The organism is Agrobacterium sp. 22-226-1 (genome assembly GCF_053522345.1).
This window is the reverse complement of record NZ_JBNWCP010000009.1, coordinates 52,475-65,059: the sequence shown is the minus strand read 5'-3', so window position 1 is coordinate 65,059 and position 12,585 is coordinate 52,475. Positions and strand designations below refer to the sequence as shown.

Annotated in this window: 12 protein-coding genes; 10 read left to right on the top strand and 2 right to left on the bottom strand. The window is 61.1% G+C overall.

Annotated elements, in window-relative coordinates:
- Positions 1-128: 128 nt before the first annotated feature.
- From ACQZ5K_RS16500 to rarD, 6 genes are all read left to right on the top strand, one after another.
- Complete coding sequence (locus ACQZ5K_RS16500; RefSeq protein ID WP_448740874.1) at positions 129-497, top strand: endonuclease domain-containing protein; 369 nt, start codon at positions 129-131, stop codon at positions 495-497.
- On the top strand, positions 494-967 hold the full coding sequence (locus ACQZ5K_RS16495; protein WP_080852366.1) for a GFA family protein: 474 nt from the start codon (positions 494-496) through the stop codon (positions 965-967). The genes ACQZ5K_RS16500 and ACQZ5K_RS16495 overlap by 4 nt, the downstream gene beginning before the upstream one ends.
- Entirely contained in the window at positions 967-1,431 is a 465-nt protein-coding gene (locus ACQZ5K_RS16490; protein ID WP_448740873.1) for a GFA family protein, read from the top strand. Before ACQZ5K_RS16495 ends, ACQZ5K_RS16490 begins: the two co-directional genes overlap by 1 nt.
- The gene (locus ACQZ5K_RS16485; protein WP_448740872.1) at positions 1,428-1,913 is read left to right on the top strand and encodes a GFA family protein; all 486 of its coding nucleotides are present in this window, start codon (positions 1,428-1,430) and stop codon (positions 1,911-1,913) included. The genes ACQZ5K_RS16490 and ACQZ5K_RS16485 overlap by 4 nt, the downstream gene beginning before the upstream one ends.
- A complete protein-coding gene (pip, locus tag ACQZ5K_RS16480; RefSeq protein WP_448740871.1) occupies positions 1,910-2,866 on the top strand; it encodes a prolyl aminopeptidase in 957 nt (318 codons plus the stop codon). The genes ACQZ5K_RS16485 and pip overlap by 4 nt, the downstream gene beginning before the upstream one ends.
- A 216-nt stretch (positions 2,867-3,082) precedes the next feature.
- Positions 3,083-3,991 (top strand): EamA family transporter RarD, encoded by a 909-nt coding sequence (rarD, locus tag ACQZ5K_RS16475; RefSeq protein WP_035237103.1) that lies wholly within the window; start codon positions 3,083-3,085, stop codon positions 3,989-3,991.
- A gap of 54 nt (positions 3,992-4,045) precedes the next feature.
- Here rarD and ACQZ5K_RS16470 read toward each other — a convergent pair whose 3' ends face one another.
- Entirely contained in the window at positions 4,046-5,806 is a 1,761-nt protein-coding gene (locus ACQZ5K_RS16470; RefSeq protein WP_448740870.1) for a peptidoglycan D,D-transpeptidase FtsI family protein, read from the bottom strand.
- A 251-nt stretch (positions 5,807-6,057) separates the two neighbouring features.
- Positions 6,058-6,678 carry an LOG family protein gene (locus tag ACQZ5K_RS16465; RefSeq protein WP_003520687.1) on the bottom strand — a complete coding sequence of 207 codons (621 nt, stop codon included), beginning with the start codon at positions 6,676-6,678 and terminating at the stop codon, positions 6,058-6,060.
- A 156-nt stretch (positions 6,679-6,834) separates the two neighbouring features.
- Here ACQZ5K_RS16465 and ACQZ5K_RS16460 point away from each other — a divergent pair, with 156 nt between their 5' ends.
- The 4 genes from ACQZ5K_RS16460 (at position 6,835) to pssA (ending at position 12,565) form a co-directional block, all read left to right on the top strand.
- Complete coding sequence (locus ACQZ5K_RS16460) at positions 6,835-8,814, top strand: LysM peptidoglycan-binding domain-containing protein (protein WP_448740869.1); 1,980 nt, start codon at positions 6,835-6,837, stop codon at positions 8,812-8,814.
- Between the two features lie 110 nt (positions 8,815-8,924).
- On the top strand, positions 8,925-10,811 hold the full coding sequence (locus tag ACQZ5K_RS16455) for an ABCB family ABC transporter ATP-binding protein/permease (RefSeq protein WP_448740868.1): 1,887 nt from the start codon (positions 8,925-8,927) through the stop codon (positions 10,809-10,811).
- 163 nt (positions 10,812-10,974) lie between these two features.
- Positions 10,975-11,673, top strand: coding sequence for a phosphatidylserine decarboxylase (locus ACQZ5K_RS16450; protein WP_448740867.1), 699 nt, complete (start codon positions 10,975-10,977; stop codon positions 11,671-11,673).
- Positions 11,674-11,695: 22 nt separating this feature from the next.
- The gene (pssA, locus tag ACQZ5K_RS16445) at positions 11,696-12,565 is read left to right on the top strand and encodes a CDP-diacylglycerol--serine O-phosphatidyltransferase (RefSeq protein WP_448740866.1); all 870 of its coding nucleotides are present in this window, start codon (positions 11,696-11,698) and stop codon (positions 12,563-12,565) included.
- Positions 12,566-12,585: the final 20 nt, after the last annotated feature.

Below are 12,585 nucleotides of genomic sequence, written 5' to 3'. Positions count from 1 at the left end.
TTGATCTCCCCACCTGTGGGGGAGATGCCCGGCAGGGCAGAGGGGGGCCCGACGGTCACCACAATCCGCTTGCGGTTTTGAGTTACCTCAACCAATCTGAGTTGAGGTACTAAACAGCGAGCCAAATCATGCCGCATGCAGACGTAGATCCGATGCATCGCAAATATGCGAAGCAGATGCGTAAAGTCATGACGGATGCCGAGCTGAAGCTCTGGAATGCCATTCGCGCTCATCGCCTTGAACGACTAAGTTTTCGCAGACAAATGCCGATTGCCGGCTTTATCGTTGATTTCGCCTGTTCGGATCATCGTCTGATTGTTGAGGTAGACGGTTCTCAACACACATCTGAAGCGGCACTGCGCTACGATCAGGCAAGAACTGCGCGGCTTCAGGAAGACGGCTGGACAGTCCTCCGTTTCTGGAACGAGGATATCCTCAGAGACATCGACAATGTCTGTCTCCACATTATCCGAACGATGAAGGAGGACCGAGCATGACGACATATACCGGCGGATGCCAGTGCGGCGCGATCCGTTTTCGCGCCTCCGGTGAACTGAAAGACAGTTCCATCTGCCATTGCCGCATGTGCCAGAAGGCTTTCGGGGCCTATTACGCGCCGCTGGTTTCGGTGCGCGGCGTGCAGTTTGAATGGACCCGGGGAGAGCCGAAACGCTTCCAGTCTTCCAGTGTCGTCAAGCGCGGTTTCTGCCCTGAATGCGGAACCCCGCTGACCTATGAGGCGCCTGACGGTGTGGCGGTGGCGGCCGGGGCTTTTGACGATCCGGCCGCGTTGCCGCCGACCATTCAGTGGGGCGTGGAGCGCAAGATCGATTTCGTCGACACGCTTCACACGCTGCCTGCCGTTGCCACCGAGGACGACCTGACGCAGGTGGATTACCTCGCCGATCTCGTTTCTTACCAGCACCCCGACCACGACACTGAAAACTGGCCACCGGAGAAGAGATGATGAGCGAAGCGGGATTTTCCGGCGGTTGCCAGTGCGGCGCGGTGCGTTTCCATGCGGGCAAGCTCGGCCGGGCCTCCATCTGCCATTGCCGCATGTGCCAGAAACATTTCGGCAATTTCTTCGGCGCGCTGGTCAGCGCCGATCAGGCGCATCTGACCTGGACACGCGGCCAGCCTGCCCTCTTCCGCTCCTCGGGGAAAATCCATCGCGGTTTCTGCAACAAATGCGGCACGCCGCTGACCTACCATTATCCCGGCGGCGTGGAGATCGCCATCGGCGCCTTCGATGAACCGGAGCGGATCGAGCCGCAGGTGCAGGTCAATTTCCACAAGCGCATGCCGTGGATCGAGCAGCTGTTCGGCAAGCCCGCCGTGGAGCAAGGCGTGGACGAGGCGGAAATCACCTCCTATCAGCACCCGGATCACGACACCCAGGTCTGGCCGCCGGAAGACGAGCGCGCATGAGCGGAGCCGAGGGTTTTAGCGGTGGATGCCAGTGCGGCGCGGTGCGTTATCGGATAGGAGGCGGTCTTCGTTATCCGCATCTGTGCCATTGCCGCATGTGCCAGAAGGCATCGGGCAATTATTTCATGCCGCTTGCCGCAAGTACGCTTACGCAGTTTGAAATGACCCGCGGCGAAGCAGCATGGTTCCAGTCCTCCGATCACGTGCGTCGCGGCTTTTGCGGCCGATGCGGCACGCCGCTGTTCTACGACATGCCGGGCGCTGATTTCATCAATATCACCCTCGGTTCGCTGGACGAGCCGCAGCGGGTAAGGCCCGAGGCGCAATCCAATCTCGCCGGCAAAATGCACTGGTTCGGCGCACTCGATGGCTTGCCGGTCGAGCCGGAACCTGCAACGGATAGCCCTCCCCCTCGGGTGAGCAATTGCCAGCACCCGGACCATGATACGGCCGAATGGCCAGCGAAGGATGATGACCCATGAGCGAAGAATTGCGCGGCCTTTACCCCGAGATCGAACCTTTCGAGACCGGCATGCTCGATGTCGGCGACGGCCATACGATCTGTTGGGAACGGGTTGGCACACGCGGTGCGAAACCGGCGGTATTCCTGCATGGCGGCCCCGGCGGCGGGGTGAACCCCACGCATCGCCGCGTTTTCGATCCCGCCCTTTACGACGTCATCCTGTTCGATCAGCGCGGCTGCGGTCGCTCCACGCCGCATGCGGAGCTTGAAGCCAACACCACATGGCATCTTGTTGCCGATATCGAAAGGCTGCGCGAACTCTGCGGCTTCGAAAAATGGCTGGTTTTCGGCGGTTCCTGGGGCTCGACGCTGGCGCTCGCCTATGCCGAGACCCATCCCGACCGCGTCAGCGAACTGGTTCTGCGCGGCATCTACACCGTCACCAGACCGGAACTGGACTGGTATTACCAGTTCGGCGTTTCCGAAATGTATCCGGATCGGTGGGAAAAATTCATCGCGCCCATCCCGCAAGCCGAACGCGGCGAGATGATGCAGGCCTATAACCGCTATCTCACTGGCGCCGACGAGGCAAAGAAACTCGAATGCGCCAAGGCATGGAGCCAGTGGGAAGGGGCGACCATCTCGCTCGTCAGCGATCCCGACCGGGTCGAGGATTTCGGCGAGGATAAATACGCCATTGCTTTCGCCCGCATCGAAAACCACTTCTTCGTCAATGGCGGCTGGCTGGAGGAAGGGCAATTGCTGCGCGACGCCGGCAAACTGAAAGATATCCCCGGCGTCATCGTACATGGGCGTTATGACATGCCCTGCCCGCTGAAATATGCCTGGCAACTGGCCAAGGCCTGGCCGAAGGCGGATTTCCACATCATCGAGGCGGCCGGACACGCGATGAGCGAGCCGGGCATTCTTGACCAACTGATCCGCGCCAACGACCGTTTTGCCGGGAAATAACCAGTCCTTTCAGCGCCTTGCAACGGCCGGATAAGACAATGATTCACGCGGGGCTTCCTGCGTGAATCATTTCCTGCTGTCGCGGGGCAGCCCATTTCAAGGGCAGCGCGCCTTTTATTCATGCAGTTTTTCTCATGAACCCTTCACGGAAATGAATTGGCCGCCACTGTGGCGATCCGTTATAAAACGCCATCCGAACAATTGGCGGTACTCCCCATGGCACTCGACAAATCGCTCCCGGCCCAGGAGGGCGGCGACAGCGCGCGCGGTTTTGCTTTCGCGCTTTCCGCTTATCTGCTCTGGGGGTTCCTTCCCTTTTACATGAAGGCGGTTGCGCATATTTCGCCGATCGAGGTCATCGTCCATCGTGTCGTCTGGTCGGTGCCGATTGCGGCGGTCGTGCTGATTGCGCTGGGGCGCACGGCGGAAATCAGAACCGCGCTCAGAACCCCGAAGATGCTGGCGATGGCCAGCCTGACGGCCATCCTCATCAGCATCAACTGGGGCGTCTATATCTGGGCGATCGGCGCAGGCCGCGCGCTCGATGCCGCGCTTGGCTACTTCATCAATCCGCTGTTCAGTATTTTCCTCGGTGCGGTTCTGCTCAAGGAAAAGCTTTATCCGGCGCAGATCGCCGCCATCGGTCTTGTGGCGCTGGCGGTGGCGATCCTCACCTGGCATGCGGGCAGCCTGCCCTGGGTGTCCATCGCACTCACCGTGTCCTGGGGTTTTTACGCCTTTTTCCGCAAGACTTTGCCGATTGGCGCGACGCAGGGCTTCCTGCTGGAAGTCATGCTTCTGTCCATCCCCGCCGTACTGGTAATGATCTGGCTTGCCTTCAACGGACAGGCGCATTTCATGGGCGGCAATTCCGCCGATACCTGGCTTCTGGCGACAAGCGGGCTCATCACGGCCGTGCCGCTCATCCTCTATGGCAATGGCGCAAAACTGCTGCGGCTGTCGACCATCGGCATCATGCAATATATCGCGCCGACGATGATCTTCCTCATCGCCATTTTCGTCTTCAAGGAGCCGTTCGACATGGTGCGCATGGCAGCCTTTGCGATGATCTGGGTGGCGCTGGCGATCTATACCGGCTCCAGCCTGCTGCGGCTCAAGCGGTAATCAGAGCCGCTTCCCTCATTCCTTTGCTCATCACGGGAATGAGGAGAAGTGGCGTCAATAATCCACCAGCAATTGCGGGTTGGCATCATAACCGAAACGCGGTTTGACGCCGAGAAGACCTGCCGTCTGGGCGATGATTTCGCGGGTCATGGGGGCTGCGGTGGAGGCCGCCGTGCGCCCGCCGTTCACGCCGGTTCGCGGGGCGTCGATCATCGTCAGCACGACATATTTCGGCTTGTGCATGGGAAAACCGGCCACGAAGGCGTTGAAATTGATATCCTTGGCGTAACGGCCATTGATCACCTTGTCGGCGGTTCCGGTCTTGCCGCCCACATGAAATCCTTCCACCTGCGCGCCACGGCCGGAACCCTTGATGCCGTTCCAGTTGAACAGGTAACGCATATCGGCGCTCGTCCTGTCGTTGATGACGGTGCGCGCGAGCGATGCGGCGGCCTCTTTCGAACGCGGCAGGAAGGTCGGCGAAATCAGGTTGCCGCCATTGATCAGCGCGGCAGCGGCCACCGCCGTCTGCAACGGGGTGGTGGCGACGCCATGGCCGAAGGAGATGGTGACGGAATTGATCTTCTTCCAGTTTCTCGGCTGGGTGGGCGTGGCAACGCCCGGCATTTCCGTGTCCATCCGGGTGAGAAGCCCGAGCTTCGTCAGGAATTGCTGATGGCCTTCGACGCCAACCTTGTCGGCCACCGCCGCCGTGCCGATATTCGATGAATATTGAAACACTTCCGGAATGGAGAGCGGCCGGTTCCGGCCCTTGAAATCCTTGATGGTGAAGCCGCCCATGCGGATCGGCCGCGACGCATCCACCACCGAACCCAGCGTGATCGCCCCGGCATCCAGCCCCATGGCGAGCGTGAAGCTCTTGAAGGTGGAGCCCATTTCGAAGGTGGCGTTACTCATCCGGTTGAACCAGCCCTTTTCGTACTCCTTGTCGATGCTGCCATCGGCAAGGGTGCGGGAAGGCTCGTTCGGATCGTAATCCGGCACGGAGGCCATGGCCAGCACCTCGCCCGTCTCCACATCGAGGATCACAGAGCCTGCCGCTTCGGCCTGATAGGCGCTTTTCGCCTTCACGACCACTTCGCGGACGATGTTCTGTACCCTGAGATCGATGGAGAGCCGCACCGGCTCCAACGGCGCGCCGCTGGCAAGACCCACGGCGCGCAGATCGGCCAGGCCCTGCTGGTCGAGGTAACGCTCCATGCCGGCAAGCCCCTGATTGTCGACATTGACGTGGCCGATAATGTGAGAAGCGGTGGGGCCGCCCGGATAAAACCTTCGCTTTTCCGGCCGGAAGCCGATGCCCGGTATGCCGAGATTGAGAATATCCGCCTGCTGCCGGGGCGTCAGCTGGCGTCGCAGCCATTGAAAGCCGGTATCCGAGCGCAGCCGGCGGTGCGTTTCACGCCAGTCGAGATTGGGGATAACGGTCGCGAGTTTCTCCACCACCTCATCCGGATCGACGATCCGGCGCGGATCCGCATAGAGCGAGACCATGTTGAGATCGGTCGCCAGAAGCGTGCCGTTGCGATCGACAATATCCGGCCGGGAGGCGACGGCGTTGGCGCCGGTATTGATCCATGCGGTCACAACCGGTTCGGCAAGGCCGTATTGGACGAGACGCGCGGCGACAACGGCATAGATGACAGCGAAGACGGCGATCAGGATGCCGAGCCTCATGCGCGCATCGACCCTGCGGCGGGCGGCGGAACCGAGGAGCGTCTCCCTGCCCTGCGCGGAATTTCTCTGAATAATAAAATGCGCCCGGCTTTTGAGCCGCACCACAAAAGCAATCATTTCCCGATGACACCCACTCTCATGGCGGCGAAACGAATTCCGCGACAACCAACGCCTTATTGAGGCTGGCACAGGATCAGTCGCAGGGCCATGAAAAGAGCGGGCGGTGCGAGGCCGCCGTTAAATCTGTATTAATATACATTTAAAATTGTAAAGAGCCGCCCGGGCGGCCGTTAACAATCGTCACGCCGATCAGGATGAACAGACCGGGATTTAAGGCGAAAACCGCTTACGCTTTTCGCCATCCCGGCCTAGAGGCGGGAAATCACCGAAGGATCGCCTTCCGGGTTCTGCTGCGCCAGCGCCCGGTCGATGATGGCGGGCACGATATCCTTCACCTCGTCGATGACGAGCGGGTTGAGAAGATGCGCGCGGTGGATGAAACCCTGATCGCGCATGTGCTGCACCAGTTCCAGCATCGGGTTCCAGAAACCGTTGATATTGGCGAAGACCATCGGCTTGGCATGGCGGCCGAGCTGCGCCCAGGTCATGATCTCGACGATCTCCTCCAGCGTGCCGACACCGCCCGGCAATGTCACGAAGGCATCGGAGCGCTCGAACATCATATGTTTGCGCTCATGCATGTCCTTGGTGATGACAAGCTCGTTCAATTGTCCGAGAGAATGGCGCGTCGCCTCCATATCGACCAGAAATTCCGGTATGATGCCGGTCACTTCGCCGCCATTGGAAAGAACGCCGCTGGCAACCGCGCCCATGATGCCCTTGGTGCCGCCGCCATAGACGAGGCGAATGCCGTTTTCGGCAATGGATTTCCCAAGCGCGCGGCCCGCTTCCATATGGGCCGGATCACGTCCGGGCTGGGAGCCGCAATAAACGCAGATGGATCGAATCGCTGTATTTTTGTCCGTCATGAAGGGAAGGAACTATGTGCGATGCGGCACGTCAAGAAAATTTGGGAAATCCCTTGCAAATATGGCCTTTTGGCCACTCGCCGCTTGTCTGGCGCAAGGTAAGACGCTAGCAATCTCAACTCGTGTGAAAAGCTTGAAATACCCGGAGATTCCAGGATGAAAAACAATAAGGCCGGTTTGCTGGCGCTGATCGTGCTGGGCGTTGCGTCCCTGCTCATGATCTTTTTCGTCCTGCCGCGGATTTCAAACGACGGCAAACCGATCGGCGACGCCATCAACGAAGCCGGCAACGCCGTGAAGAACAGCGTTGAAATGGGCGCCGACAAGGCGGGCGACATCCTCTCCGACGCCGCCGAGGAAACCGCCAATATCGCCGACAAGGTGGGGCGGCTGGCGGCTTCCGCCACCCAGTCGATCAAGGATCTGACGACGCTTTTCGCCGATAGCAAGGTTCCCTCCGACGCTGATTTCGCGGCGGCGCGCAAGAAGGTCGAGACCTCGCTCAAGGAACTGACGAATATCGAAATTCCAGAGTCGCTGGACGAAACGACGTCGCGGCTCATCACCACCGCCCGCACGGCCGCCGAACGCACCACGGCGTTCCTGCGCGGCCTGCCCGAGAATGCGGCGGCGGCGGCAGCACAGGTGCGTCGTCTGGCAGGCGTTTTCGCCGGCACCGACGATGGCGCGCCCGAACCTGCGGCACAATCGTCTGCCGCCACGCCGACTTTCGACGTGCTGCGCGTCGAGCCGGACGGTTCGGCCGTGATTGCCGGCAAGGCACAGCCCGGCGCAAAGCTCGAAATCTTAAGCAACGGCAAGGTGGTTGCCCAGACGACCATCGACGGCACCGGCGATTTCGCCGCCGTTTTCGACAATCCGCTCCCCCCGGGCGATCACGAGCTGGTGCTGCGTTCGACCGATGCCAGCGGCAAGGCGACGCAATCCGAAGAAGTGGCAACGGTTTCCGTGCCTGACGGCAAGACGGGCGAGCTTCTGGCCATGGTTTCCAAGCCCGGCAAGGCAAGCCGCGTGCTGGCCATGCCGGAGGCGGCTCCTCCGGCGCTTCAGCCGCAAGCCGCGCCGTCGCAGCAGCCTGCGGCAACACCTGAGCCCAGCGCCAACACCGCTTCCGCACCGCTCGCCGGTACTGCGGTTCCGTCCGCTACGGCCCCGCTGACGTCGAGCGTTCAGGTCACCGCCGTCGAGTTCGAGGAATCGAAGATTTTCGTCGCGGGTTCCGCGCCCGCCGGTTCGACGGTGCGCGCACTGGTCGATGACAGGGAAATCGGCAAGAGCATCACGGAAGCCTCCGGTCATTTCGTCGTCGAAGGCGATGTCGATCTTAGCGTCGGCAGCCACATCATCACCGTCGAGGAACTGAATGCCGACGGCACCGCGAAGGTGCGTGTGCGCGTTCCCTTCGAGCGGCCGCGGACCGATCAGGCAACCGTCGCCATGCAGGCACCGGCCGCTTCGTCATCAGCGACCGCGACTGCGGCGCCGGCCGAAAACCAGAGCACGGCAAGCGACCGCGCCGCTTTCGAAAAGCTGCGCGCCGATGTCGCCAAGGCCTTCGGCATTCTTTCCAATCTTTACAAGGATCAGGCCACGCCGGCGCTCGATCAGGCCATTGCCGGTCGCTCCGCCGTCGTCATCGGTCTCAAGTCGCTTTCGGAATTCCGCACCGCAGCCGCGACCGAACCCGCCTTCACCGCTTTTGCGGGCGATATCACCGCCAAGGCGCGCCAGTTGCTGACATCCGTTGAAGCATGGCCGAACGATGTGGCGGCAATCGGCAAGGGTATTGCCTCGCTGGCAAGCCGGTTGGCGGAACTCCACATCACGGCACCCGCTGCTCCCGCGCCACAGGCGCCCGCCGGCCCGCAGACCTTCGAGCAGGCGCCGCTGGCCGAGAGCCAGAACAGCGTCATCATCCGCCGTGGCGATACGCTGTGGCAGATTTCCCGTCGCGTCTACGGTCAGGGCGTGCGTTACACCACAATCTACCTTGCCAACGAAGACCAGATCAAAAACCCCGATCTGATCGAACCCGGCCAGATTTTCGGCGTGCCGAAAGAGGCGCTGCCGAATGCGGAGGAACTTCACCGCAAGCGGCTGAAGAGCGGCTCCTGAGCATTTGAAGCGTTGCGGTGAACCCGCAACGACCCTATCTGTGACACGCGCGGCGGCTTGACCAAAGCCGCCGCCCTGCTGTCGGCTTCCGGCAGTGACCGGAGCGAATGATGGCCACGAAGAAAAAAACCATTTCGGCGGATTCCAGCAATCCCACCCAGACGCTGATCAATCTCTGGCCCTATATGTGGCCGGAGGGACGGTGGGACCTGAAGATGCGGGTGATCTGGGCCACCGTGTACCTGATCGTCGCCAAGCTGGTGCTGATCTCCGTTCCCTATTTCTTCAAATGGGCGACCGATGCGCTGAACGGCCGGCTGGACATGGCCGGGCTTGTTCCCGCCTTCCTGCTCGGCGCCGTCGCACTGGTGATCGCCTATAATCTGACGCGGCTGATCCAGGTGGGGCTCAACCAGCTTCGCGATTCGCTTTTCGCCAGCGTCGGCCAGCATGCGGTGCGCCAGCTCGCCTACAGGACCTTCGTGCACATGCACCGGCTTTCTTTGCGTTTCCATCTGGAGCGCAAGACCGGCGGACTGTCGCGGGTCATCGAGCGTGGCACCAAGGGCATCGAAACCATTGTCCGCTTCACCATTCTCAACACCGCGCCGACCTTCATCGAATTCCTGCTGACGGCGATCATCTTCTGGGCCTCCTACGGTTTTTCCTATGTGCTCGTCACGGTCATCACGGTCTGGGCCTATATCTGGTTCACCGTGCGGGCCAGCAACTGGCGTATCGGCATTCGCCGGGCCATGAACGACAGCGACACCGACGCCAACACCAAGGCGATCGACTCGCTTCTGAATTTCGAAACCGTCAAATATTTCGGCAATGAGGAGATGGAGGCGCGGCGTTTCGACGTCGCCATGGAGCGTTACGAAAAATCGGCGATCTCCATCTGGACCTCGCTAGGCTGGCTGAACTTCGGCCAGGGTGTGATCTTCGGCATCGGCTCCACCGTCATGATGGTGATGTCGGCGCTTGCCGTTCAGCGCGGCGAACAGACCATCGGCGATTTCGTCTTCGTCAATGCGTTGCTGCTGCAGCTTTCGGTGCCGCTCAACTTCATCGGTTTCGTTTATCGCGAAATCCGCCAGGGCCTGACCGACATCGAACAGATGTTCGATCTTCTGGAAGTGGAGGCGGAAGTCACCGACAGGCCGGATGCACAGCCGCTCGCAGCCGGACCGGGCGCGATCTCCTTCCGCGACGTGCATTTCGCCTATGACCCCGAAAGACCGATCCTGAAGGGCGTTTCCTTCGACGTGCCGGCGGGCAAGACGGTGGCCATCGTCGGCCCTTCGGGTGCGGGGAAATCGACGATCTCGCGGCTGCTTTATCGTTTTTACGATATTCAGGAAGGCTCCGTCACCGTCGACGGGCAGGATATTCGCGATGTGACGCAGAAGAGCCTGCGCTCGGTGATCGGCATGGTGCCGCAGGATACGGTGCTCTTCAACGACACACTCGCCTATAACATCCGTTATGGCCGTCCCTCGGCCACCGATGAGGAACTGAGGGCGGCAGCGGATGCGGCGCAGATCAGCGCCTTCATCGGCAAGCTGCCGGAAGGTTATGCCACCATGGTCGGCGAACGCGGTCTGAAGCTTTCCGGCGGGGAAAAACAGCGCGTGGCGATTGCCCGCACCATCCTCAAGGCGCCGCCGATCCTCATTCTCGACGAAGCCACCTCGGCGCTCGATACGCATACGGAACAGGAAATCCAGAGCGCGCTCGACATCGTCTCGAAGAACCGCACCACGCTGGTTATCGCCCACCGCCTTTCCACCGTCATCGGCGCGGATGAGATCATCGTGTTGAAGGAAGGGCAGATCGCCGAACGCGGCACGCACAGCTCGCTGATGGGGCAGAACGGCCTCTACGCTTCGATGTGGAGCCGCCAGCGCGAGGCGATCCGGGCCGAGGAAATGCTGCGCCATGTGCGCGAAACCGACGATCTGGGTGTCATCGACCGCGGGGAACCCGCGCATTGATGGGTATAGCCGGGGTAACAGGGCCGACAGAAGAACCCCACCATTGCCGGGCGGCCCTTTTGGCTGTAACCAGCTAGGCAAAATTTGTCGCATTGCCGTTTGGATCGTGTCGTATCACGACCACATATAGACGCGACAGACGGAAACCGGAGCAAGGAATCTCATGAATCTGTTCGACACCATTCACAACACCATCGTACCGATCCACAAGGAAGGTTATGTCTTTGTGGCGGCCTTCTTCGTCGCATCGCTGGTGCTCGGCTGGATCGCCGAACCGCTGTTCTGGGTCGGTCTGGTGCTGACGGCCTGGTGCGCCTATTTCTTCCGCGATCCCGAGCGCGTCACGCCGCAGGATGACGACCTCATCATCAGCCCGGCCGATGGCAAGGTTTCCGCCGTGCAGAGCGTCGTTCCGCCGCTGGAGCTGGAACTCGGCAAGGAGCCGCTGGTGCGCATCTCGGTGTTCATGAACGTGTTCAACTGCCATGTGAACCGTTCGCCGGTGCGCGGCCGTATCGTCAATGTCGCCTACCGTCCCGGCCTCTTCCTCAATGCCGAAGTGGACAAGGCTTCCGAAGACAATGAGCGCAACGGCCTCGTCATCGAGACGTCGCACGGCAAGGTCGGCGTGGTGCAGATCGCCGGCATGGTTGCACGCCGCATCGTCTGCTGGGTAAAGCCGAATGAACCAGTCGATGCCGGTGAGCGTTTCGGTCTTATCCGTTTCGGTTCGCGCCTCGATATCTTTCTTCCCGCAGGTTTCGAGCCGCGTGTATCGGTCGGCCAGACGGCGATTGCCGGTGAAACCGTGCTCGCCGAATTCGGCTCCGCCAAGGGTCCGGTCGTCAGCCGTCGCGGCTGACGGAAACAGGAAGGGCATGCGCATGAAAACGCCGATCGCCGAGCCGCAACAGAACGGCAAACCAGAGGGCCGCAGCGACAGCGGCCGTGGACCGCGGCTGAGGGAAATTCCCTTTCGCCTCGTCGTTCCCAATCTCATAACCGTTCTGGCCATCTGTGCGGGCCTGAGCGGCGTGCGTCTCGCCATCGAGGGTCGCTTCGAGCTGGCCGTCGGCATGGTGCTGCTCGCCGCCTTCCTCGACGGCATAGACGGGCGCATCGCCCGCATGATGAAAGCGACGTCCAAATTCGGCGAGCAGATGGATTCGCTGGCCGATATCGTCAATTTCGGTGTCGCCCCTGCGCTGGTGGTCTATGCCTACCTTCTCGACCAGGCACGCTCCATCGGCTGGATCGCCGCCCTCATTTACGTCATCGCCGCCGGCCTGCGTCTGGCGCGTTTCAACGTCATGATCGAGCGGCCGGTGAAGGCGCCCTGGCAGAATGAGTTCTTCGTGGGCGTTCCCGCCCCGATGGGCGCCATGCTGGTGCTGCTGCCGGTTTATCTCGGTTTCCTCGGCGTCGAGCCGGACAAGCCCTTCGCCTATGTCGCCGCCGCCTATACCGTGCTGATCGGTTATCTCCTCATCAGCCGCCTGCCGGTCTGGTCGGGGAAATCGGGCACCAGCCGCATTCGCCGCGATCTGGTGCTGCCGATGATCCTCGTCGTCGTGCTCTATGTGGCGATGCTGATGAGCTTCACCTGGGAAGTTCTGGTTCTGACGGTTGCCGCCTATCTCGTCTTCATTCCCATCAGCGCCCGCCTCTGGCATCGCCGCTACGGCACGCTGACCATCGAGGAAGACGTGCATGACGACGCCAATGGCGGCAACGGCCTCGACCGCGGCATTTAAAACCGCAGGTTTATTTTTTC

What these genes read in the sequence shown, in the direction of transcription:
- ACQZ5K_RS16490 (WP_448740873.1), top strand. Translation starts at nt 967, where the DNA reads ATGAGCGAAGCGGGATTTTCCGGCGGTTGCCAGTGCGGCGCGGTGCGT.
- ACQZ5K_RS16495 (WP_080852366.1), top strand. Translation starts at nt 494, where the DNA reads ATGACGACATATACCGGCGGATGCCAGTGCGGCGCGATCCGTTTTCGC.
- ACQZ5K_RS16460 (WP_448740869.1), top strand. Translation starts at nt 6,835, where the DNA reads ATGAAAAACAATAAGGCCGGTTTGCTGGCGCTGATCGTGCTGGGCGTT.
- ACQZ5K_RS16470 (WP_448740870.1), bottom strand. Translation starts at nt 5,806, where the DNA reads ATGATTGCTTTTGTGGTGCGGCTCAAAAGCCGGGCGCATTTTATTATT.
- ACQZ5K_RS16500 (WP_448740874.1), top strand. Translation starts at nt 129, where the DNA reads ATGCCGCATGCAGACGTAGATCCGATGCATCGCAAATATGCGAAGCAG.
- pssA (WP_448740866.1), top strand. Translation starts at nt 11,696, where the DNA reads ATGAAAACGCCGATCGCCGAGCCGCAACAGAACGGCAAACCAGAGGGC.
- ACQZ5K_RS16485 (WP_448740872.1), top strand. Translation starts at nt 1,428, where the DNA reads ATGAGCGGAGCCGAGGGTTTTAGCGGTGGATGCCAGTGCGGCGCGGTG.
- ACQZ5K_RS16450 (WP_448740867.1), top strand. Translation starts at nt 10,975, where the DNA reads ATGAATCTGTTCGACACCATTCACAACACCATCGTACCGATCCACAAG.
- rarD (WP_035237103.1), top strand. Translation starts at nt 3,083, where the DNA reads ATGGCACTCGACAAATCGCTCCCGGCCCAGGAGGGCGGCGACAGCGCG.
- pip (WP_448740871.1), top strand. Translation starts at nt 1,910, where the DNA reads ATGAGCGAAGAATTGCGCGGCCTTTACCCCGAGATCGAACCTTTCGAG.
- ACQZ5K_RS16455 (WP_448740868.1), top strand. Translation starts at nt 8,925, where the DNA reads ATGGCCACGAAGAAAAAAACCATTTCGGCGGATTCCAGCAATCCCACC.
- ACQZ5K_RS16465 (WP_003520687.1), bottom strand. Translation starts at nt 6,678, where the DNA reads ATGACGGACAAAAATACAGCGATTCGATCCATCTGCGTTTATTGCGGC.